Annotated in this window: 18 protein-coding genes and 1 pseudogene; 14 read left to right on the top strand and 5 right to left on the bottom strand. The window is 71.7% G+C overall.

From position 1 onward, the window contains the following. Nucleotides 1-122: 122 nt before the first annotated feature. The 3 genes and pseudogenes from H7I87_RS19210 to H7I87_RS19200 all read left to right on the top strand — a co-directional run. Nucleotides 123-725: pseudogene (locus H7I87_RS19210) on the top strand (alpha/beta fold hydrolase); the annotation flags it as partial. A 29-nt stretch (nucleotides 726-754) separates the two neighbouring features. Further along, nucleotides 755-2,176, top strand: coding sequence for an acyl-CoA synthetase (locus H7I87_RS19205; protein WP_009975544.1), 1,422 nt, complete (start codon nucleotides 755-757; stop codon nucleotides 2,174-2,176). Between the two features lie 118 nt (nucleotides 2,177-2,294). Next, nucleotides 2,295-3,629 carry an MFS transporter gene (locus H7I87_RS19200; protein ID WP_080708748.1) on the top strand — a complete coding sequence of 445 codons (1,335 nt, stop codon included), beginning with the start codon at nucleotides 2,295-2,297 and terminating at the stop codon, nucleotides 3,627-3,629. A gap of 1 nt (nucleotide 3,630) precedes the next feature. On the opposite strand, the gene dapD is transcribed toward H7I87_RS19200, so the two are convergent. After that, nucleotides 3,631-4,584 carry a 2,3,4,5-tetrahydropyridine-2,6-dicarboxylate N-succinyltransferase gene (dapD, locus tag H7I87_RS19195; RefSeq protein WP_023865408.1) on the bottom strand — a complete coding sequence of 318 codons (954 nt, stop codon included), beginning with the start codon at nucleotides 4,582-4,584 and terminating at the stop codon, nucleotides 3,631-3,633. 319 nt (nucleotides 4,585-4,903) lie between these two features. Here dapD and H7I87_RS19190 point away from each other — a divergent pair, with 319 nt between their 5' ends. The 3 genes from H7I87_RS19190 to dapE are packed head-to-tail and all read left to right on the top strand — an operon-like array spanning nucleotide 4,904 to nucleotide 8,031. Further along, a complete protein-coding gene (locus H7I87_RS19190; RefSeq protein WP_010949655.1) occupies nucleotides 4,904-5,740 on the top strand; it encodes a PPE family protein, SVP subgroup in 837 nt (278 codons plus the stop codon). Nucleotides 5,741-5,765: 25 nt separating this feature from the next. Next, the gene (locus tag H7I87_RS19185; RefSeq protein ID WP_033718629.1) at nucleotides 5,766-6,917 is read left to right on the top strand and encodes a PPE family protein; all 1,152 of its coding nucleotides are present in this window, start codon (nucleotides 5,766-5,768) and stop codon (nucleotides 6,915-6,917) included. 49 nt (nucleotides 6,918-6,966) lie between these two features. Further along, on the top strand, nucleotides 6,967-8,031 hold the full coding sequence (gene dapE / locus H7I87_RS19180) for a succinyl-diaminopimelate desuccinylase (RefSeq protein ID WP_063966992.1): 1,065 nt from the start codon (nucleotides 6,967-6,969) through the stop codon (nucleotides 8,029-8,031). On the opposite strand, the gene H7I87_RS19175 is transcribed toward dapE, so the two are convergent. Continuing rightward, nucleotides 8,016-10,154, bottom strand: coding sequence for an ATPase AAA (locus H7I87_RS19175; RefSeq protein ID WP_033718627.1), 2,139 nt, complete (start codon nucleotides 10,152-10,154; stop codon nucleotides 8,016-8,018). The genes dapE and H7I87_RS19175 overlap by 16 nt on opposite strands. 88 nt (nucleotides 10,155-10,242) lie before the next feature. Between H7I87_RS19175 and log the strand changes: the two genes are divergently transcribed. From log to H7I87_RS19140, 7 genes are all read left to right on the top strand, one after another. Beyond that, the gene (gene log, locus H7I87_RS19170) at nucleotides 10,243-10,806 is read left to right on the top strand and encodes a cytokinin riboside 5'-monophosphate phosphoribohydrolase (RefSeq protein WP_003875507.1); all 564 of its coding nucleotides are present in this window, start codon (nucleotides 10,243-10,245) and stop codon (nucleotides 10,804-10,806) included. Nucleotides 10,807-10,916: 110 nt separating this feature from the next. Next, complete coding sequence (gene fadD6 / locus H7I87_RS19165) at nucleotides 10,917-12,695, top strand: long-chain-acyl-CoA synthetase FadD6 (RefSeq protein ID WP_033726697.1); 1,779 nt, start codon at nucleotides 10,917-10,919, stop codon at nucleotides 12,693-12,695. A 55-nt stretch (nucleotides 12,696-12,750) separates the two neighbouring features. Then, on the top strand, nucleotides 12,751-13,626 hold the full coding sequence (folP, locus tag H7I87_RS19160; RefSeq protein WP_003875509.1) for a dihydropteroate synthase: 876 nt from the start codon (nucleotides 12,751-12,753) through the stop codon (nucleotides 13,624-13,626). Further along, complete coding sequence (locus tag H7I87_RS19155) at nucleotides 13,623-14,612, top strand: glucosyl-3-phosphoglycerate synthase (RefSeq protein ID WP_003878473.1); 990 nt, start codon at nucleotides 13,623-13,625, stop codon at nucleotides 14,610-14,612. The genes folP and H7I87_RS19155 overlap by 4 nt, the downstream gene beginning before the upstream one ends. 51 nt (nucleotides 14,613-14,663) lie before the next feature. Next, the gene (locus H7I87_RS19150; RefSeq protein ID WP_003875511.1) at nucleotides 14,664-15,014 is read left to right on the top strand and encodes a DivIVA domain-containing protein; all 351 of its coding nucleotides are present in this window, start codon (nucleotides 14,664-14,666) and stop codon (nucleotides 15,012-15,014) included. A 2-nt stretch (nucleotides 15,015-15,016) separates the two neighbouring features. Beyond that, nucleotides 15,017-15,598: a DNA-3-methyladenine glycosylase I gene (locus tag H7I87_RS19145; protein WP_009975562.1), complete on the top strand. Its 582-nt coding sequence runs from the start codon at nucleotides 15,017-15,019 to the stop codon at nucleotides 15,596-15,598. 166 nt (nucleotides 15,599-15,764) lie between these two features. Continuing rightward, nucleotides 15,765-15,938, top strand: a complete 174-nt coding sequence (locus H7I87_RS19140; RefSeq protein ID WP_003878471.1) for a DUF3117 domain-containing protein — start codon at nucleotides 15,765-15,767, stop codon at nucleotides 15,936-15,938. A 29-nt stretch (nucleotides 15,939-15,967) separates the two neighbouring features. Here H7I87_RS19140 and glgA read toward each other — a convergent pair whose 3' ends face one another. Next, nucleotides 15,968-17,140 carry a glycogen synthase gene (glgA, locus tag H7I87_RS19135; protein ID WP_033726705.1) on the bottom strand — a complete coding sequence of 391 codons (1,173 nt, stop codon included), beginning with the start codon at nucleotides 17,138-17,140 and terminating at the stop codon, nucleotides 15,968-15,970. A 171-nt stretch (nucleotides 17,141-17,311) separates the two neighbouring features. Here glgA and glgC point away from each other — a divergent pair, with 171 nt between their 5' ends. Beyond that, nucleotides 17,312-18,526 (top strand): glucose-1-phosphate adenylyltransferase, encoded by a 1,215-nt coding sequence (glgC, locus tag H7I87_RS19130; protein WP_003875515.1) that lies wholly within the window; start codon nucleotides 17,312-17,314, stop codon nucleotides 18,524-18,526. A 79-nt stretch (nucleotides 18,527-18,605) separates the two neighbouring features. Here glgC and H7I87_RS19125 read toward each other — a convergent pair whose 3' ends face one another. Both H7I87_RS19125 and H7I87_RS19120 read right to left on the bottom strand, forming a co-directional pair. Next, on the bottom strand, nucleotides 18,606-20,285 hold the full coding sequence (locus H7I87_RS19125; protein WP_139800163.1) for a CocE/NonD family hydrolase: 1,680 nt from the start codon (nucleotides 20,283-20,285) through the stop codon (nucleotides 18,606-18,608). 44 nt (nucleotides 20,286-20,329) lie between these two features. Further along, entirely contained in the window at nucleotides 20,330-21,004 is a 675-nt protein-coding gene (locus H7I87_RS19120) for a methyltransferase family protein (protein ID WP_009975566.1), read from the bottom strand. Nucleotides 21,005-21,010: the final 6 nt, after the last annotated feature.

Below are 21,010 nucleotides of genomic sequence, written 5' to 3'. Positions count from 1 at the left end.
CTCGACGTCAGTGACCAAAGTGCCGAAACCATTGCCCCCACAGCCGCTCTCACGGCATAGTGGCTACCACAGAGCCACACGCGGACACGCGACCGCTCTTACACCACTCCACGGGACGTGACCTCATCGGGCTGTCCGGCGGCGGCCCCTACGCGCTCGCGTCCGCCGCGGTGCTGCCCGACCGGGTCGTGGCGGCCGGCATCCTCGGCGGCGTCGCGCCCTTCCTCGGCGACGAGGGCATCACCAGCGGCCTGATGAACCTGGGCAAGCGGGTGGCTCCACTGCTGAAGCTGGGCGGCGACCCGCTGCGGATCGGCGCCAGCCTGGTCGTGCGGGCCATCCGCCCGGTCGCCAACCCCGCCCTGTACCTGTACGCGGCGATCTCGCCCGAGGGCGACCGGCGGCTGCTCACCCGGCCCGAGTTCGGGGCCATGTTCCTCGACGACCTGCTCAACGGCAGCCGCAAGCAACTGGCCGCCCCGTTCAACGACATCATCCTGTTCACCCAGGACTGGGGATTCCGGCTCGACCAGGTCAAGGTCCCGGTCCGGTGGTGGCACGGCGACAGCGACCACATCGTGCCGTTCGCGCACGGACAACACGTCGTGTCCTTGCTGCCCGACGCAGAGCTGTTCGTGCTGCCCGGCGAGAGCCACCTCGGCGGGCTGGGCCGCGGCGAGGAGATCCTGTCCACCCTGACCAAGATCTGGGACGAGCAGAACTGACCCGTGCCGGCGGCGGGTAGCCTGCTGGCGTGCTGCTGACGTCGCTGAATCCCTCGGCCGTTACCGCCACCGACATCCCCGACGCGGTACGCATCGACGGCACCGTGCTCAGCCGCGCCGACCTGCTCGGCGCCGCGACCTCGGTGGCCGAGCGGGTCGCCGGTGCGGGCCGGGTCGCCGTCCTCGCCACACCGACCGCCGCCACGGTGCTCGCGGTGACCGGGTGCCTGATCGCCGGGGTGCCGTTCGTCCCGGTGCCCGCCGACGTCGGGGCCGCCGAACGCCGGCACATGCTGGCCGACTCCGGGGTGCGGGCCTGGCTCGGCCCCCTGCCTGACGAGCCCGACGGCCTGCCGCACGTCCCGGTGCGGCTGCACGCCCGCTCCTGGCACCGCTACCCCGAGCCGTCACCGGACGCCACCGCGATGATCATCTACACCTCGGGCACCACCGGGCTGCCCAAGGGCGTGGTGCTGAGCCGGCGCGCGATCGCCGCCGACCTGGACGCCCTCGCGCAGGCCTGGCAGTGGACGGCCGACGACGTGCTGGTGCACGGGCTGCCGCTGTTTCACGTGCACGGTCTGGTGCTGGGCCTGCTGGGCTCGCTGCGGATCGGGAATCGGTTCGTCCACACCGGAAAACCGACCCCGGCCGGCTACGCGCAGGCCCGCACCGACTTCGGCGGCACCCTGTTCTTCGGGGTGCCGACGGTGTGGTCGCGGGTTGTGGCCGACGAGGCGGCCGCCCGCGCGCTGCGCCCGGCGCGGCTGCTGGTCTCCGGCAGCGCGCCGCTGCCGGTCCCGGTGTTCGACCGGTTGGCCGGGCTCACCGGGCACCAGCCCGTCGAACGCTACGGCGCCTCGGAATCGCTGATCACCATCTCCACCCGGGCCGACGGCGAGCGGCGCCCCGGCTGGGTGGGCCTGCCGCTGACCGGCGTGCAGACCCGGGTGGTCGACGACGACGGCAACCCGGTGCCGCACGACGGGGAGACCGTCGGCAAGCTGCTGGTGCGCGGCCCGATGATGTTCGACGGCTACCTCAACCGGCCCGACGCCACCGCCGAGGCCTTCGACGCCGACGGCTGGTACCGCACCGGCGACGTCGCCGTCGTCGACGACGCCGGCATGCACCGCATCGTCGGGCGGGAGTCCGTCGATCTGATCAAGTCCGGCGGCTACCGCATCGGTGCCGGCGAAATCGAAACCGCGCTGCTCGGCCACCCCGGCGTCGCCGAGGCCGCCGTCGTCGGGATGCCCGACGAGGACCTGGGGCAGCGCATCGTCGCGTTCGTCGTTCCCGCCGGCCGGGTCAACCCCGACGACCTGATCGACCATGTCGCCCAACAACTTTCGATACACAAGCGGCCCCGCGAGGTGCGCGTGGTGGACGCGCTGCCGCGCAACGCCATGGGCAAGGTGCTCAAGAAGCAGCTGCTGTCCGACGGCTGAGCGGGCGTCGTGATGCACGACACGCAGCAACTTGCCAGCTTCGGGGCCGAGCGTGGCCGCCACGCTTCACCTACCGTCGTAACCGTGCATTCAGGCAACCGGAGCGCAGGCGGCCGCCATGGGTGAGCCGTCCGCGCGCGCCACCACGCCCGGCACGCCCATGCGGCGGATAGCGGCCGCCTGCCTGGTGGGTTCGGCCATCGAGTTCTACGACTTCCTGATCTACGGGACCGCGGCGGCGCTGGTGTTTCCCGCGGTGTTCTTCCCGCGGCTCGGCCCGACGGTCGCCACCATCGCCTCGATGGCGACCTTCGCGACGGCCTTTTTGTCCCGTCCGCTGGGCGCCGCCGTCTTCGGCTACTTCGGGGACCGGCTGGGCCGCAAGAAGACCCTGGTCGCCACCCTGCTCATCATGGGCGCCTCGACCGTGAGCGTCGGCCTGGTGCCCAGCACCGCGTCGATCGGCATCGCCGCGCCCCTGCTCCTCACCGTGCTGCGGTTGCTGCAGGGGTTCGCGGTCGGCGGCGAATGGGCCGGCTCGGTGCTGCTGAGCGCCGAGTACGCCCCGACCGACCGGCGCGGCTGGTACGGCATGTTCACCCTGCTCGGCGGGGGCACTGCCGGGATCCTGGCCAGCCTGACCTTCCTCGCCGTCAACCTCACCATGGGCGAGCACAGCCCGGCGTTCATGCACTGGGGCTGGCGGGTGCCCTTCCTGATCAGCAGCGGGTTGATCGGCATCGCCCTGTACGTGCGGCTCAACATCGACGAGACGCCGATCTTCGTCGAGGAGAAGGCCCGCCACCTGGTGCCCAAGGCGCCGCTGACCGAACTGCTGCGGTTGCAGCGACGCGAGATCATCCTGGTTGCGGGCAGCTTCGTGGGCGGCATGGGCTTCATCTACCTGGGCAACACGTTCCTGGTGATGTACGCCCACAACCATCTCGGGTACTCGCGCAGCTTCATCTGGGGCATCGGCGCGCTGGGCGGGCTCACCAGCATGGCGTGCGTGGCCTGCTCGGCGTGGATCTCCGACCGGGTCGGGCGCCGCCGGGTGATGCTGTGGGGCCTGGTCGCGTGCCTGCCGTGGGCGTTCGTGGTCATTCCGCTGATCGACACCGGCCGACCCGTCTGCTACGTCGTCGCCGTGCTGGGCATGTTCGGCACCGCGGCGGTGGCCAACGGCCCCACCGCCGCCTTCGTTCCCGAGCTGTTCGCCACCCGCTACCGCTACAGCGGCGCGGCGGTGGCGATGAACCTGGCCGGCATCGTCGGCGCCGCCGTGCCGCCGCTGCTGGCCGGCACGCTGCTGGCGACCTACGGCAGCTGGGCGATCGGGCTCATGATGGCCTCCCTGGTGCTGGCCAGTTTCGTGTCCGTGTATCTGCTGCCCGAAACCCGCGGGGCCGCGCTGGACGCCGCCGCGGCCGCCGAGAAGGTCGCCGCCCGCTAGTTCAGTTGGCGTGCAGGTCCTCGTTGAGGGTGATGCCGGTGCCGCCGCGGGCCACCACCTCCACCGCCCCGGTCAGCGAATTGCGCCGGAACAACAGGTTGTTGCCGCCGGACAGCTCGCGGGCCTTCAGCTGCTTGCCCTCGGGCGTGATGACCTTGGTGCCCGCGGTGACATACAGGCCCGCTTCCACGACGCAGTCGTCACCGAGTGAAATGCCCAGGCCGGCATTGGCGCCCAGCAGGCACCGCTTGCCGATCGAGATGACCTCGGTGCCGCCGCCGGACAGCGTGCCCATGATCGAGGCCCCGCCGCCGATGTCGGAGCCGTCGCCCACCACGACGCCCGCCGAGATGCGGCCCTCCACCATGGAGGCGCCCAGCGTGCCGGCGTTGTAGTTGACGAAGCCCTCGTGCATCACCGTCGTCCCCGGCGCCAGGTGCGCGCCGAGCCGCACCCGGTCGGCGTCGGCGATGCGCACCCCGGTCGGCAGCACGTAGTCGACCATCCGCGGGAACTTGTCGACGCCGTAGACGGTCACCGGCCCGTGCCGGCGCAGCCGGGCCCGGACCGCCTCGAATCCCTCGATGGCGCACGGTCCGCGATTGGTCCACACCACATTGGTCAATACCCCGAACAAGCCGCCGGCGTTCAGCCCGTGCGGTGCCACCAGCCGGTGCGACAGTAGATGCAGCCGCAGGTAGGCGTCGTAGGCGTCGGCGGCCACGTCGTTCAGCGAGCCGATCACCGTGCGCACCGCGACGGTCTCGGTGCCGCGGTCGTCGTCGCGGCCGATCAGCGCGGTCAGCTCGGGCGGGACGTCGGACAGCGCGAGCCGCGACGTGCCGCTGGTGCCCGGCCCGGTCAGTTCCGGTGCGGGAAACCATGTGTCGAGGATCGATCCGTCGGCGGCCAGCGTTGCCAGGCCTACTCCCGCGGCACCTGCTGCTGTTGTCACGGCGGTCAGGTTACTTCCCGGGCCGCACCCGAATCCGCCCGCCCCCGCGGCGGTCGCGGCCGGCCGTGCGGTCGCGGTCCGGCCCGGCGCGCCTACACCGGCGTCAAAAGCTCACCGGTGCAAGGTAATTGAGCGACGTCGCGGCACCGGCACCGCACGGTGTGCGTCCGGTCCGTCGTCGTGCCAGGTCAACCGCGTGAACTCGGCCGTTTCGGGGTACCTCGGTCCCGTGGATCGGCCGGTCATGTCCTGGGCCTGGCGGGGGAGTCACGGTCGCGGGCCCGCAACGGGGCCGGCTCGTCGAGAGAAGGAGAACATCATGTCCTTTGTCACCACCCGGCCCGAGGCGCTGCTGGCCGTGGCCAGCATGCTCGAAGGCCTCGGCTCGTCGATGGATGCCCAGAACGCGGCGGCCGCCGCGCCCACCACCAGCATCGCGCCGGCAGCCGCCGACGAGGTGTCCGCACTGCAGGCCGCCCAGTTCTCCGCCTACGGCACCTGGTACCAGCAGGTCAGCGCCCAGGCCAAGGCGATTCACCAGACGCTGGTGCAAAACCTGGACACCAACGCCGATTCGTACGGCGCGACCGAGGCCGCCAACCGGGTGAACACCAGCGCCGCGGCGTTGCAGGGGTTGGCGCCCAACGTGATCCCCAACGCCGCACCGGCGGCCGACCCGCCGCCCGCGGGGACCACCAGCCTGGGCACCTCCATCGGCTGGGCGCAGAACGTCGGCGCGGCCGCGTCGGACTTCATCACCCTGGGCGAGGGGCAATTCGCCCCGGTGCCCGGTGCCGCGGGGATCCCGAATTTCAACCCCGGGCTCACCGCGGCGACGACGGCCGGCCCGCCCGCGCCGGCGGCGCCCGCCGCCGCGGCCGGCGCCCCGGTGCTGGCCAGCATGGGCCGCGGGCCCTCGATCGGCGGCCTGTCGGTGCCGCCGAGCTGGGCGCCGGGCGGCGTCGCCCCGGCGGCCAACGCCACCCCGGCGCAGCTGGTCGGCGCCGGCTTCACCAGCGCCGCGCCCGACACCGCCCCGGTGACCGCGGTGCCGGGCGGGGTGCCCTCGATGGCCACCGCCGGCCGCGGCGGTTACGGCCTGGGCGCCCCGCGCTACGGCGTCAAGCCCACCGTCATGCCCAAGCCCGCCATCTAGAGCACCCCAGAACAGGAGCGAGACAATGACTTTCGACTTCGGAGCACTCCCACCGGAGGTCAACTCCACCCGCATGTACACCGGGGCGGGCGCCGCGCCGATGATGGCCGCGGCGGCGGCGTTCAGCAACCTGGCCGACGAGTTGAGCACCACTGCCGCGGCCACCCAGTCGGCGATCGCGAACCTGACCGGCGAGGAGTGGATGGGCCCCTCGGCGGCCGCGATGGTCACCGCCGTCCAGCCGTATGTGCAGTGGATGCACACCACCGCCGGGCAGCTGCAGCAGGCGGCCGCCCAGGCCATGGCCTCGGCGGCCGCCTACGAGGCCGCCTTCGCCATGACGGTGCCGCCGGCGCTGGTCGCGGCCAACCGCGCCCAGCTGGCGGCGTTGATCGCGAGCAACGTGCTGGGGCAGAACGCCGCGGCGATCGCGGCCACCGAGGCGCAATACGGGGAGATGTGGGCCCAGGACGCGGCCGCCATGTACGGCTACGCCGCGTCGTCGGCGACCGCGGGCAAGCTCAGCCCGCTGACCTCGCCGGCGCCCACCAACCAACCCGGCGGGCTGGGCGGCCAGGCCGCCGCCGTCTCCGGGGCGACGGCCACCAGCGCGCAGACCAGCGGGCTGCAGGGGACCGTCGCCAACGTGCCCAACGTGGTGCGCTCGCTGGCGGCGCCGGCGGACCCGCCGGGGCTGAGCGCGCTGGACAACCTGCTGGGCAACCCGGTGGTGAACAACGTCGGCAACGCCGGCTTCGACGTGGTGTCCTGGAACGTGTTCAACACCATCGTGTCCAACATCCTCTACAACCACACCCTCGACACCGCCGCCGCGGCCGGGGTGGCCGGTGAGGTGGGCGGCGCGGTCGGCGGCGGCGCGCTGGTCGGTGCCGCGGCCCCCGCCACCGCGGGTGTGGGCGCCGCGCCGGTGCTGGCCAGCATGGGCTCGGCCGCCACGGTCGGCGAATTGTCAACGCCGGCAACGTGGTCCGCGCCCACACCGGAGCCCGCCGCGACGACCGTCGGTGCCACCGAGTGGGCGAGCCCCGCCGAGGAGCCGCACACCGCCTGGGCCACCGGCATGCCGGCGGTGGCCTCGGCCGGGCGCGGCGGCTACGGCATGGGGCCGCGGTACGGCGTCAAACCCAAGGTGATGCCCACCCGGCTACCGGTCTGACCGGCGGCGCGGGGCATCGCGGCCAGGGTCCAGCCACTACCCTGGGAGCGTGCTGGACTTGACCGGGGACCCGGTTGCGCTGACCGCGGCGCTGGTGGACATCCCCAGCGAATCGCGCGACGAGGCGCGGCTGGCCGACGAGGTCGAGGCCGCGCTGCGGTCCCAGACGTCCGGTTTCGAGATCGTGCGCAACGGCAACGCCGTGCTGGCCCGCACCGACCGCGGGCGGCCGTCGCGGGTGCTGCTGGCCGGGCACCTGGACACCGTGCCGGTCGCCGGGAACCTGCCCAGTCGCCGCGAGGACGGCGACCTGTACGGCTGCGGCACGGCGGACATGAAATCCGGGGATGCCGTCTTCCTGCATCTGGCCGCCACCGTCGCCGACCCGGCGCACGATCTGACGCTGGTCATGTACGACTGCGAGGAAATCGACGCCGCCGCAAACGGATTGGGTCGCATCCAGCGCGAGCTGCCGGACTGGCTGTCCGCCGACGTCGCGATCCTGGGCGAGCCCACCGGCGGCTACATCGAGGCCGGCTGCCAGGGCACGCTGCGGGTGGTGGTCAGCGCCGCCGGAACCCGCGCCCATTCGGCACGATCCTGGTTGGGCGACAACGCCATTCACAAACTGGGCGCCGTGCTGCAGCGGCTGGCCGGCTATCAGGCCCGCAGCGTCGAGATCGACGGTTGCACCTACCGTGAGGGCCTGTCGGCGGTGCGGATCGACGGCGGGGTGGCGGGCAACGTCATTCCGGACGCGGCGGCGGTGACGGTCAACTTCCGCTTCGCCCCCGACCGGTCGCCGGCCGAGGCGCTGCAGCATGTGCGCGACGTGCTCGACGGCCTCGACGTGCACATCGAACAGACCGACGCCGCCGCGGGCGCGCTGCCCGGGCTGTCCCAGCCCGCCGCCAAGGCGCTGGTCGAGGCGGCCGGCGGCCGGGTTAGGGCCAAATACGGCTGGACCGACGTGGCGCGCTTCGCCGCGCTGGGCATACCGGCGCTCAACTTCGGTCCCGGGGATCCCAACCTCGCGCACCGGCGCGACGAACGGGTGGCGGTCGCCGCCATCACCGCCGCGGCGGACCTGCTGCGCGGCTACCTGAGCGGCTGAGCCGCCGCGCCCCGGCGCGCCTGCGCGGCGGCGTCCGCGGCCGCGGCGCGCATACCGATCGACGTCAGCTCCTCCGACACCGCCAGCAGCGCCGCTTCGTCGCCGGCCGCCAGCGCCCGCGCGTGGGCCAACGCGATTCTCGCTGCGGCGCAGTCGATCTCGTCGCACAACCGGGCCAACGGCTCGGCCGCTCGGGTGTCGCCGAGCCGCACCGCCTCATGCCAGACCCGCACCGCCACCGCCCGCTGACCGCCGCGCTCGGCCATCCGGGCGGCATCGCGCGCGGCGGCCACCGCGCCGTGGGCGTCACGCATCAGGGCCAGCCGATGCGCCCGCGCCACCCCGAGCTCGGGCGCGAACAGCGCCGACTTGGTGCCGTGCCGGGATTTGGCCCGGCTCAATGCCTTTGCCGTGGCGGCGGTGTCGCCCAGCTGGGCCAGCGCGGTGGCCAGCAGGGTCAGCGACAACGGCCCCCACGAGTAACCGGTGCGCTCCAAGGTGGCCGCGGCCGGACCCAATAACGCTGCCGCAGAAGCGAATTCGCCCTCAGCGAGCAGCGCGTGCGCCAGCAGCACCTCGCCGATTGCGCGACCCGGCTGCTGCAGCTCGGCGAAATCGGTGAACTGCTGCGCGAGTTCGCGGGCCTGCTCGAGCCGGCCCGCCAGCAACAGCGTGGTGGTCTGCGCCAGCCCGATGGTGAAGCGCAGCAGCCCGGGATGTTCGGCGGCCAGCGCGCGCCGCGCCAACGGCTCGACGTCGTCGAACCGCCCCTGCCGCGCCGCGCACAACGCGGCCGCGCTGCCCGCCCAGGCCACCGCCTGGTCGTCGGCCGCGGGCGAGCCGAGCACCTCGCCGGCGACCTTGACGGCGTGCCCGACGTTGCCCGCGTTCATCGCGAAGGTGGCGCTGAGCGCGTCCAGGGTGGTGCGCGGGCCGGGGTCCGCGACGCGGTTGCGGACGGTGCGCAGGAAGGCGGTGGCCCGCTCCGGCTCGCTGAGCATCCAGAACTGGTTCGCCGCCCGCAGGAGGGCCCAGTCCATCAGCGCCGCCTCGGTCAAGCCGGTGGAGTCGACCTCGGCCAGCAGCGCGTCGGCCTCCCGGCCGCGGCCCTGCCAGCCCAGCGCATGCGCCAGCGCCAGCCGCGCCGCCAGGCCGCCGGAGCGCCGCAGGGCGGCGCGGGCCAGCCGTTCGCCCAGCGCCAGGTCGCCCAGCCGCAGCGCCTGCCGCGCGGCGTCGACGACGTCGGCGGCCCGCGGCGGCGCGTCGCTGTCCAGCGCCAGCGACACCAGCCGCAGCCGGTCGCTGAGCCGGTCGGACGGATGCCGCGCCAGCACGGTGACCAGCTCGGTGCGTCGTTGCCGGGCATCGTCGGGGTCCAGCGCGGCCCGCACCCGCTCGGCGAACAGCGGGTGCGCGGTGTACACCACCGGGTCGTCGGACGTCCCGCCGCGCATCCGGGTCTCCGCCGCGCCCCACCGTTGCGCCTCGGCCACCGCGCCGTCACCGGCGAGCGCGTTCAGGTCGGTGACCGACAGCGGCTCGGCGACGGCCAGGTATTCCAGCACCGCGCGCGCCGGCGGCGTCAGCTCGGCGAGGAAGGCGTCGATCTCGCCCGGCGAGGTCGGGGCATCGGGCGCCTCGACGTCGATCCGGGTGAGCAGGCCGTCGTCCCACAGCGCCGCGATGGCGTCCGGGGCGCCGTCGGCGCGGGCGGTGACGATCAGCTGCGCCGCCCCGGCGCGGGCCAGCTGGTACACCAGGGTGGCCGACAGCACGTCCAGCTGGTGGGCGTCGTCGACGACGAGCAGCAGGCCGGCGTCGCCCAGTGAGGCCCGGGCGGCCCGCAGCAGCGCGGCCGGCTTGCCGATCTCGGCGATCCGCACCAGGTGGCTGAACGCCCCGAACGGGACCGCGCGTTCGGTCGGCGTGCCGGTCACCCAGCGGACCCGAGTGCCGGGGTGCGCGGCGGCGAACCGCTCGGCGGTTACCCGCGCCAGGGTGGATTTGCCGATGCCGTCGGGGCCCAGGACCACCGCCCCGGCCCCGGCGGCGGTGTCGGCCAACGCCGCGTCCAGCCGCTCGGCGGCCGTCGCCTGTCGGGGGACGTTCCATCGAATCGGCACGGCCGGATTTTATGGCGCGCGGGCCCGCCGCCACGGCGAAAGCCCCAGATATGACGGGCCGCGCGGGGTTGGTCTACGTTTGTCGGATATGCCCGCAGAACGCGATTCGTCGGCCGCGTGGGCGGTGTGTGTGTACTGCGCGTCCGGCCCGCAGCATCCCGAATTGCTCGGTGTCGCTGCGGAACTGGGCGAGGCGATCGCCGAGCGGGGCTGGACGCTGGTGTGGGGCGGCGGCCGGGTGTCGGCGATGGGCGCGGTGGCCAGCGCGGCCCGGGCCCGCGGCGGGCGGACCGTCGGTGTGATCCCCACGGTGCTGATGCGCCGCGAGATTGCCGACGCCGACGCCGACGAGCTGATCGTCAGCGACACCCTGCACGAGCGCAAACAGATCATGGAGGACCGCGCCGACGCGTTCATCGCGTTGCCCGGCGGCATCGGCACCCTCGACGAGGTATTGGACGCGTGGACGACGGGTTTTCTCGGGCTGCACGCCAAACCCATCGTGCTGCTCGACCCGATCGGCCACTACGAGGGGCTGTGGCTGTGGCTGTCCGGATTGCTGGACAGCGGCTACATCACCCAGGCGGCGATGGACCGGGTGGTCCTGGTCGACAAGGTGGGTGCCGCGTTGGAGGCGTGCGCGCCCGGCTGAGCCCGACGACCGCGCCGCCGCCCGGCTAGGCTGTCCGCCGAGCTTGCCTTCTTTTTCCAACAAGATCGAGTTCCTACGAGATCGAGTTCCTACAGAATCGAGGGGATCAGGTGTCCGATCGTGACGGGGGAGCGCGCACGGCGGTCAAACTGACCGACATCGCAGCTCGGGTGCCGACCGTGCTGGCCGACCTGCCGGTGATCGCACGCGGCACGCTGACCGGGCTGCTGGCCCAGCCCGGCTCGCACAAGTCGATCGGCACCGTGTTCCAGGATCGGGCCGCCCGCTACGGCGACCGGGTCTTCCTGCGGTTCGGCGACCAGCAGCTGACCTACCGGGACGCCAACGCCGCCGCCAACCGGTACGCCGCGGTGCTGGCCGCCCGCGGTGTCGGCCACGGCGACGTCGTCGCCATCATGCTGCGCAACTCGCCCAACACGGTGCTGGCCATGCTGGCCGCGGTCAAGTGCGGCGCGGTCGCCGGCATGCTCAACTACCACCAGCGCGGCGAGGTGCTCGCGCACAGCCTGGGCCTGCTGGACGCCAAGGTGCTCATCGCCGAGACCGATCTGGTCAGCGCGGTGGCCGAGTGCGGCGGCTCGGGCAGCACCGAGACCCTGACCGTGGAGGACCTGGAGCGCTTCGCGGTCAGCGCGCCGGCCACCAACCCGGCGTCGGCATCGGCGGTGCAGGCCCGCGACACCGCGTTCTACATCTTCACCTCGGGCACCACGGGATTCCCCAAGGCCAGCGTGATGACGCACCTGCGCTGGCTGAAGGCGCTGGCCGCGTTCGGCGGGATCGGGTTGCGGCTGAAGAGCTCCGACACCCTGTACTGCTGCCTGCCGCTGTACCACAACAATGCGCTGACGGTGGCGTTGTCGTCGGTGATCAACTCGGGGGCGACGCTGGCGCTGGGCAAGTCGTTCTCGGCGTCCAAGTTCTGGGACGAGGTGATCGCCAACGACGCCACGGCGTTCATCTACATCGGCGAGGTGTGCCGATACCTGCTCAACCAGCCGGCCAAGCCCACCGACCGGGCGCACCGGGTGCGGCTGATCGCCGGCAACGGCCTGCGCCCCGAGATCTGGGACGAGTTCACCCAGCGGTTCGGGATCGCCCGCGTCTGCGAGTTCTACGCCTCCAGCGAGGGCAACGCCGCGTTCATCAACGTGTTCAACGTGCCCCGGTCCACCGGGATCTTCCCGCTGCCCCTGGCCTACGTCGAGTACGACCCCGACACCGGTGCCCCGCTGCGCGGCGACGACGGCCGGGTGCGCCGGGTGCCGCCCGGACAGCCCGGGCTGTTGCTCAGCCCCGTCAACCGGCTGCAGCCCTTCGACGGCTACACCGACCCCGAATCGAGCGAAAAGAAGTTGGTGCGCAACGCTTTTCGCGACGGCGACTGCTGGTTCAACACCGGTGACGTGATGAGCCCGCAGGGGCTGGGGCATGCTGCGTTCGTCGACCGGCTCGGCGACACCTTCCGCTGGAAGGGGGAGAACGTGGCCACCACGCAGGTCGAGGCGGCGCTGGCCTCCGACGGGTCCGTGGAGGACTGCACGGTCTTCGGGGTCGAGGTGCCGCGCACCGGCGGCCGCGCCGGCATGGCCGCGATCAAACTGCGCGACGGCGCCGAGTTCGACGGGCGGTCGCTGGCCCGTACCGTCTACGAGCAGCTGCCCGTCTACGCGCTGCCGCTGTTCGTGCGGGTGGTGGACTCCATCGAGCAGACCACCACCTTCAAGAGCCGCAAGGTGGAGCTGCGCGAGCAGGGCTACGGCCCCGAGGTCAAGGACCCGCTGTACGTGCTGGCCGGCCGCGACGAGGGCTACGTGCCGTTCTACGACGAATACCCCGACGAGGTCGCCGAGGGCAAGCGGCCCTAAGGCGGCGGTGCGACCTGGCCCTGCGCGCCCTCGGCCGACCAGGCACCATAGACCCGTGCAATCGACGTTCTGCGGGCGTCCGGTCGCCGGTGATCGCGCGCTGATCATGGCGATCATCAACCGCACCCCGGACTCGTTCTACGACCGGGGTGCCACCTTCAGCGACGACGCCGCCCGGGCGGCCGTGCACCGGGCGGTGGCCGAGGGCGCCGACGTCATCGACGTCGGCGGCGTCAAGGCCGGGCCCGGCCAGGACGTCGACGCCGACACCGAGATCGCCCGGCTGGTGCCGTTCATCGAATGGCTGCGCGACGCCTACCCGGACCAGCTGATCAGCGCCGACACCTGGCGTGCCGAGGTGGCCAAGGTGGCCTGCGCGGCCGGTGCGGACCTGATCAACGACACCTGGGGCGGCGTCGACCCGGCGCTGCCGGAGGTGGCCGCGGAGTTCGGGGCGGGCCTGGTGTGCTCGCACACCGGCAACGCGCTGCCGCGCACCCGCCCGTTCCGGGTGAGCTACGGAACCAGCACCCGCGGCGTGGTCGACGACGTGATCGCCCAGGTCACGGCGGCCGCCGAGCGGGCGGTCGGCTGCGGCGTGGCCCCCGACCGGGTGCTGATCGACCCCACCCACGACTTCGGCAAGAACACCTTCCACGGCCTGCTGTTGTTGCGGCACGTCGGCGATCTTGTTAACACCGGATGGCCCGTGCTGATGGCTTTGAGCAACAAGGACTTCGTCGGGGAGACTCTGGGTGTGGAATTGACCGAGCGGCTGGAGGGAACGTTGGCGGCCACCGCGCTGGCGGCGGCCGCCGGCGCCCGGATGTTTCGGGTGCACGAGGTCGCGCCCACCCGCCGGGTGCTGGAAATGGTGGCCTCGATCCAGGGCACCCGCCCGCCCACGCGCACGGTGAGGGGGCTCGCATGACGACGTCCGACCTGGTCGCCGGGGAGCTGGCGGGCGACGGGCTGCGCGACACCCGGCCCGGCGACACCTGGCTGGCCGACCGCAGCTGGAACCGCCCCGGCTGGACGGTCGCCGAGCTGGAGGCCGCCAAGGCCGGCCGGACCATCTCGGTGGTGCTGCCCGCCCTCGACGAGGAAGACACCATCGGGTCGGTGATCGACAGCATCTCGCCGCTGGTGGACGGTCTGGTCGACGAGCTGATCGTGCTGGATTCGGGCTCCACCGACGACACCGAGATCCGCGCTGTCGCCGCCGGCGCCCGCGTCGTCAGCCGCGAACAGGCGCTGCCCGAGGTGCCGATCCGGCCGGGCAAGGGCGAGGCGCTGTGGCGTTCGCTGGCCGCCAGCCGCGGCGACATCGTGGTGTTCGTCGACTCCGACCTGATCAACCCCCACCCGATGTTCGTGCCGTGGCTGGTCGGGCCGCTGCTCACGGGGGACGGCGTGCACCTGGTCAAGAGCTTCTACCGGCGGCCGCTGAATGTCGGCGACGCCGGCGGCGGCGCGGGCGCGACCGGGGGCGGGCGGGTCACCGAGCTGGTGGCCCGGCCGCTGCTCGCCGCGCTGCGCCCGGAACTGGGCTGCATCCTGCAGCCGCTGGGCGGCGAATACGCGGCCACCCGGGAGCTGCTCACCTCGGTGCCGTTCGCCCCGGGCTACGGCGTGGAGATCGGCCTGCTGGTGGACACCTTCGACCGGCTGGGCCTGGACGCGATCGCCCAGGTCAACCTGGGGGTGCGGGAGCACCGCAACCGGCCGCTGGCCGAGCTGGGCGCGATGAGCCGCCAGGTCATCGCGACCCTGCTGTCGCGCTGCGGCATCCCCGACTCCGGGGTGGGGCTCACCCAGTTCGTGGCCGACGGGCCGGAGGGACAGAGCTACACCCAGCACACCTGGCCGGTGTCGCTGGCCGACCGGCCGCCCATGCAGGCGATCCGGCCCCGCTGACCGGCGACCGGGCCGGCGGCGCTGTCGGCCCGATAGGGCAGTATCGATCACGTGGCGTTGGTGTTGCTGTACCTGGTGGTTCTGGTGCTGGTGGCGATCGTCCTGTTCGGCGCGGCCAGCCTGCTGTTCGGTCGCGGTGAGCAGCTGCCGCCCCTGCCCCGGGGGACGACGGCGACGGTGCTGCCCGCCTACGGGGTGACCGGGTCGGACGTCGACGCCGTCAAGTTCACCCAGGTGCTGCGCGGATACAAGACCAGCGAGGTCGACTGGGTGCTGGACCGGCTCGCCCGCGAACTCGAGGCGCTGCGCGGCCAGCTGGCGGCCGCCCACGCGGCGGCGGGCGAACAGCAGAGCGGGGGCCAATCTGCGGAACCCGACGACGGCGCGGATCGTCAGGACTGAACGTGAGTGACGACGAGCCGATCCGCTGCGGCTGGGCCACCGCGCGGTCCGGGCCTGATTTCGAGCTGTACCGCGACTACCACGACCGGGAATGGGGCCAAACCGTGCGCGACGGGGTGGCCCTGTTCGAGCGGATGAGCCTGGAGGCCTTCCAGAGCGGGCTGTCGTGGCTGACCATCCTGCGCAAACGGGAGAACTTCCGCCGCGCGTTCTCCGGTTTCGACATCGACGCCGTCGCCGGGTACACCGACGCCGACGTGCAACGGCTGATGGCCGATCCCGGAATCGTGCGCAACCGCGCCAAGATCGAGGCCACCATCGCCAACGCGCGCGCGGCCGCCGAGCTGGGTGGCGCCACGCAGCTGGCCGAGCTGCTGTGGTCGTTCGCGCCGGCCCCCCGGTCCCGGCCGGCCGACGCGTCCGAAATACCCTCGGCCACTGCCGAATCGACGGCCATGGCCGGTGAACTCAAGCGGCGCGGCTTCCGCTTCGTCGGGCCGACCACCGCCTATGCGCTGATGCAGGCGACCGGCATGGTCGACGACCATATTCGCGGTTGCTGGGTGCCCGCGGCGGTGCGCTGAGAACACAGATGTGGGTCTTTGTACAAGTGGTGACCTGGATAGGGAACAATAGAGGGGTGATTAGGCAGTTCGATGCCGGGCATGGCTGGAAGTTCGCTGGCGGGGCGTGCCCGGCGCCGACCAGGCTCGCAAGGGCGGGCCAGCTCGAACCTGGAGGGAGCACTCGATGGCGGCGATGAAGCCCCGGACCGGAGACGGTCCTCTCGAAGCGACAAAGGAGGGGCGCGGCATCGTGATGCGGGTACCACTTGAAGGAGGCGGTCGACTGGTCGTCGAGCTGACACCCGACGAAGCCGCCGCCCTCGGTGACGAACTCAAGGGCGTCACGAGCTCCAGCTAGAGCGTGCCGCCGGACCAGTGTCGGCGGCGCTATGCACACACTTTCCGATAGATCTCCAGGGTCTGCTCGGCGACGTGGGCCCAGGAGAACTCCTCGACGCAGCGCTGGCGTCCTGCCCTGCCGTAGCGCTGCGCCTTTTCCCGGTCGGCGATGAGCTCGTTGACCGCGTCGGCGAATCCGGCCTGATAGCCCGCCGGGTCGTGCGGGTCGTAATGCACCAGCGAGCCGGTGACCCCGTCGGCGACCACCTCCGGGATGCCGCCGACGTCGGAGGCCACCACCGGCGCCGCGCAGGCCATCGCCTCCAGGTTCACGATGCCCAACGGCTCGTACACCGAAGGGCACACGAAAACCGATGCGGCCGAAAGTATTTCGCGTAGTTCCCCGATGGGAAGCATTTCCCGGATCCAGAACACGCCGGTGCGGCCGCGGGCCAGGGCGGCCACCGCGTCGCGGATCTCGTCGGCGATCTCGGGGGTGTCCGGCGCGCCGGCGCACAGCAGCACCTGCGCCTCGGGGCTGAACCGGTGCGCGGCCGCCACTAGATGCGCGAGCCCCTTCTGCCGGGTGATCCGGCCCACGAACACCACCAGGGGCCGGGCCGGGTCGACGCCCAGTTCGGCCAGCATCGATCCGGTCTGCATCGGGCCGGCGGGATACCAGACGTCGGTGTCGACGCCGTTGCGGATGACGTGCACCGCACTGGGATCCAGTGCCCGGTAGACCCGCAGGATGTCCTCGCGCATCGCGGAGCTGACCGCGATCACGGCGTGGGCGGCCAGCACCGCGGTGTGCTCGACCCAGGTCGAGATCCGGTAGCCCCCGCCCAGCTGCTCGGCCTTCCACGGGCGCAGCGGCTCGAGCGAATGCGCGGTCAGCACGTGCGGGATGTCGTGCAGCAGCGCGGCCAGATGCCCGGCCATGCCGGTGTACCAGGTGTGTGAGTGCACGACGCTGGCCTGCGCGGCGGCGTTGGCCATCATCAGGTCGGCGGACAGGGTCGACATGGCCGGGTTGGCGCCCTGCAGCCGCGGGTCGGGCTGATGCACCTGCACCCCGACGGCGCCCGGGCGTAGAGCACCCATGCAGTGCACGTCCACCGCGCACAGCCGGCGCAGCTGGGTGACGAGTTCGGTGACGTGTACCCCCGCCCCTCCGTAGACCTCCGGTGGGTATTCCCGCGTCATCATCGCCACCCGCATACCCGCACCGTAGTTCGGATGCGGCGGGGCCCGCGAGTCGGGCCGGGGCCCACTTTCGCCGGTGATCCGTTTGCCGGCGGGGCCAATTACCTTGACGGACAGCCGCACAGAACATCGCCAATAGCCCGTTCCCCCTGGCAGCGCTTTGCCGCGGCCGATAGGTTTGAAGCCATGAGGGAAGCACCACACGTGCTGGGCATCGTCCTGGCCGGCGGTGAGGGCAAGCGGCTGTATCCGCTGACCGCGGATCGCGCCAAACCCGCGGTTCCCTTCGGGGGCGCCTATCGACTGATCGACTTCGTGCTGTCCAACCTCGTCAACGCCCGCTATTTGCGGATCTGCGTTCTCACGCAGTACAAGTCGCATTCACTGGACCGTCACATCTCGCAGAACTGGCGGTTGAGCGGCCTGGCCGGCGAGTACATCACGCCGGTGCCGGCCCAGCAGCGGCTCGGCCCGCGCTGGTACACCGGCTCGGCCGACGCGATCTACCAGTCGCTGAATTTGATCTACGACGAAGACCCCGACTACATAGTGGTTTTCGGCGCCGACCACGTGTACCGGATGGACCCCGAGCAGATGGTTCGGTTCCACATCGACAGCGGTGCCGGCGCGACGGTGGCCGGCATCCGGGTGCCGCGCAGCGAGGCCACCGCCTTCGGCTGCATCGACTCCGACGAGTCGGGCCGCATCCGCAAGTTCGTGGAGAAGCCGCTGGATCCGCCGGGCACCCCGGACGATCCCGAGACGACGTTCGTGTCGATGGGCAACTACATTTTCACCACCAAGGTGCTCATCGACGCGATCCGCGCCGACGCCGACGACGACCATTCCGATCACGACATGGGCGGTGACATCATCCCGCGGCTGGTCGACGACGGGATGGCCGCGGTCTACGATTTCAGCGACAACGAGGTGCCCGGCGCCACCGACCGGGACCGGGGCTACTGGCGCGACGTGGGGACGCTGGACGCGTTCTACGACGCGCACATGGACCTGGTGTCGGTGCATCCGGTGTTCAACCTGTACAACAAGCGCTGGCCGATTCGCGGCGAGTCGGAGAACCTGGCCCCGGCCAAGTTCGTCAACGGCGGCTCCGCGCAGGAGTCGGTGGTGGGTGCGGGCAGCATCATCTCGGCGGCCTCGGTGCGCAACTCGGTGCTGTCGTCCAACGTGGTGGTCGACGACGGGGCGATCGTGGAGGGCAGCGTGATCATGCCCGGCGCGCGGGTGGGGCGCGGCGCGGTGGTGCGCCACGCCATCCTGGACAAGAACGTGGTCGTCGGGCCCGGCGAGATGGTCGGGGTGGACCTGGAAAGAGACCGGGAGCGCTTCGCCATCAGCGCCGGCGGCGTGGTCGCGGTGGGCAAGGGCGTCTGGATCTAAGGTCGCCATCGCACCGCGAGCAGACGCAAAAACCCCCAATTCTTCGGCGTGTCGGGTGGTTTTGCGTCTGCTCGGCGGCTCACGGGATCTCGGGGATCAGCAGATGCGCGTCGCGGCGCGGACCCCAGTGCAGGCTGACGCGACCGCGCGGCGAGTTCTGGTAGGCGGCCGGGATCTGGCCGGTGAGCGGATTGGTCGGGCACAGCCAGCGCCCGGCGACCACCAGCCGCAGGTGCTCGCCGGCGCGGAACAGCGTCGCCGACGGGCCCAGCGCGACGTCGACCGCGACGACCTCGCCCGCCGCGACGGGTTGCGGATCGGTGCAGGCCGCGACGGGCTGTCCCGGCCGCGACAGCCGGGAATCCAGGGCGCGCAGCGAAACTCGTTGCCAGCCGGTGCTGACCCGATCCCGGCCGTAGCCGTAGGACCCTTCGAACGCGACGAAGCGGTCCCGGAACCGGCCGGGGCGCCACTTCTCCACGCCGACGAACAGGTTCGCGTCGTCGCAGCCGTGCAGTTCCACCCACAGCCGGGCGGCCATCGGCCCGGTCAGTTCCACGTCGTCGGGCACCGTCCAGGTGAAACATGCTGCGCGGGAACGTGTTCCGAATGTCACCCTGCCCGGCTGTGCGGCCGGGTCGGTTCTCAGCACCCCGGCGTCGCCCAGATGCAGTGCGCGCCAGCGGGTTCGGGCCAACGGCCATTCGGATTCCTCGCGCACCGCCGTGACGGTGTCGCGGTCCTCGCGTACCTCGAGGCGCACGCTGCGCGCGGCCGGGGCCCCGTCCAGTACACCGCGAAAGAAGCTCAGCTGTTCGGCCAGCGCCTCCTCGGCGTAAAAGGTCGCCCACTTGCCGCCACGATGGGTGTAGAGCCGGGCATGTGTCGAGCTGCTGTGCATGAAGGCGCGCAGCGAGCCGCGGCTGTGTAAGTTGTTGTCGGAGAAGCTGCCACATACCAGCATGGGCACGGTGATCGCCGACAGGTCGGGCACCAGCGAGCGCCAGAACTCGTCGCGCAGTGGGTGGCGGTCCTGCATGTCCTGCAAGTCGTAGGCCTGGCGGGTATCGCGTCGCACATTGCGTGACCACATTCGGATGAAGCCCAACTCGCGCACGCCGCCAGGAAACATCAGGTCCCGGTAGGCGTCGGTGAAGCCCTCCCACGGGCAGATCGCCCGCAGCGCCGGCGGCTGCAGGGCGGCGACCGCGTATTGGCTGATGGCCAGGTAGGACACCCCCAGCATGACGACGTTGCCGTCGCTCCACGGCTGCCTGGCGATCCACTGCACCAGGTCGTAGGTGTCCTCGGCCTCGCGGTGCGACAACAGGTTTCCGGTGCCCTCCGAACGGCCGCAGCCGCGCGAGTCGGCGTTCACCACGACGAAGCCCTGCGCCGTCCACCAGGCGGGATCGGGCGCTTCCCAACCGGTCAGCGCCGAGAAGGTCACCGGTCGCGGCTGGCGCAGTATCCGGTACTGCGCCGAAAAGGTCCACCGGTTGCCCCGCCGCTTGGGCAGGTTGTCCTTGCCGTACGGGTGGATGCTCAGGATGACCGGTCGCGGCCCCGCGTCTGCCTTGCGAAAGACGTTGATTCGCAACACCGTTGCGTCGCGGGTGGGGACGGCGACGTCCCGTTCGACGTCCAGGTCCGCGGGTGGGTCGGTGACGGTGACGGGCGGTTTGGCGACGCCGCGAATCCTGTTCAGCGCGTAGCGCAATGCGCCGGGGCGCCGCCAGGGACGGTCCAGCGCGGTCATCCGAGTGGGCGGCACGCCAATACCCTAGGCGCTCGGCGGCGCGCCTACCAGAGGTGGGGGGCCAGCCGGTAGCGCACCTTCTGGGTGTAGTCGGGGTATCCGGGTAGTTCCTGCAGCAGCAGCTTTTCCTCGTCGAAGATGCGCAGCGCGAGCAGCGCGGTGCCCGGGACGACGAACAGCAGTCCCCAGTACGAGCCGAGCGCCAGCGGGATGCCGATCATCATGATCACGTTTCCGGTGTACATCGGGTGACGCACGAATCGATACAGCCCGCTGGAGACCACTGTCTGGCCGGCTTCCACCGTGACTGTCGCTGCGGCGTAACTGTTTTGAATGACCACCAGCATGGCGATCCCGAGGCCGGTCGCCACCAGCACGTCGCCGAGCAGCGACAGCCAGGCCGGCACCGACGACCAGCCGAACCGGTGGTCGAGCGCGCTGAACACCATCGCCGCGAACAGGCTCAGGAACGAGCCCGTGATGATGAACTTCTGCGCGGTCCGGGGTTCGGCCCGCGGGCCCGCGCGCATGCGGCGCTGCAGGGCCGCGGGGTTGGTGCGGGCCAGGTAGGCGGCGGGCACGATGGTCGCCACCGTGAACACCGCGATGAAAACCCAGGCCTGCCAGTAGTGCAGCGTGCCGGCCGGCAGCAACAGGATCAAGATCCAGGAGAGAATTCCCCAGACGGACGTCGCCGTCACCCGGAGTCCGGTTTTCATCACGCT

The organism is Mycobacterium timonense, assembly GCF_025821985.1.
Classification (GTDB): Bacteria; Actinomycetota; Actinomycetes; order Mycobacteriales; family Mycobacteriaceae; genus Mycobacterium; species Mycobacterium avium.
Note: the sequence above shows the minus strand (reverse complement) of the source record. Positions and strands in the feature narration are given on the sequence as shown.

What these genes read in the sequence shown, in the direction of transcription:
- H7I87_RS19200 (WP_080708748.1), top strand. Translation starts at nt 2,295, where the DNA reads ATGGGTGAGCCGTCCGCGCGCGCCACCACGCCCGGCACGCCCATGCGG.
- H7I87_RS19190 (WP_010949655.1), top strand. Translation starts at nt 4,904, where the DNA reads ATGTCCTTTGTCACCACCCGGCCCGAGGCGCTGCTGGCCGTGGCCAGC.
- H7I87_RS19185 (WP_033718629.1), top strand. Translation starts at nt 5,766, where the DNA reads ATGACTTTCGACTTCGGAGCACTCCCACCGGAGGTCAACTCCACCCGC.
- log (WP_003875507.1), top strand. Translation starts at nt 10,243, where the DNA reads ATGCCCGCAGAACGCGATTCGTCGGCCGCGTGGGCGGTGTGTGTGTAC.
- H7I87_RS19155 (WP_003878473.1), top strand. Translation starts at nt 13,623, where the DNA reads ATGACGACGTCCGACCTGGTCGCCGGGGAGCTGGCGGGCGACGGGCTG.
- H7I87_RS19140 (WP_003878471.1), top strand. Translation starts at nt 15,765, where the DNA reads ATGGCGGCGATGAAGCCCCGGACCGGAGACGGTCCTCTCGAAGCGACA.
- glgA (WP_033726705.1), bottom strand. Translation starts at nt 17,140, where the DNA reads ATGCGGGTGGCGATGATGACGCGGGAATACCCACCGGAGGTCTACGGA.
- glgC (WP_003875515.1), top strand. Translation starts at nt 17,312, where the DNA reads ATGAGGGAAGCACCACACGTGCTGGGCATCGTCCTGGCCGGCGGTGAG.
- H7I87_RS19125 (WP_139800163.1), bottom strand. Translation starts at nt 20,285, where the DNA reads ATGACCGCGCTGGACCGTCCCTGGCGGCGCCCCGGCGCATTGCGCTAC.
- H7I87_RS19120 (WP_009975566.1), bottom strand. Translation starts at nt 21,004, where the DNA reads ATGAAAACCGGACTCCGGGTGACGGCGACGTCCGTCTGGGGAATTCTC.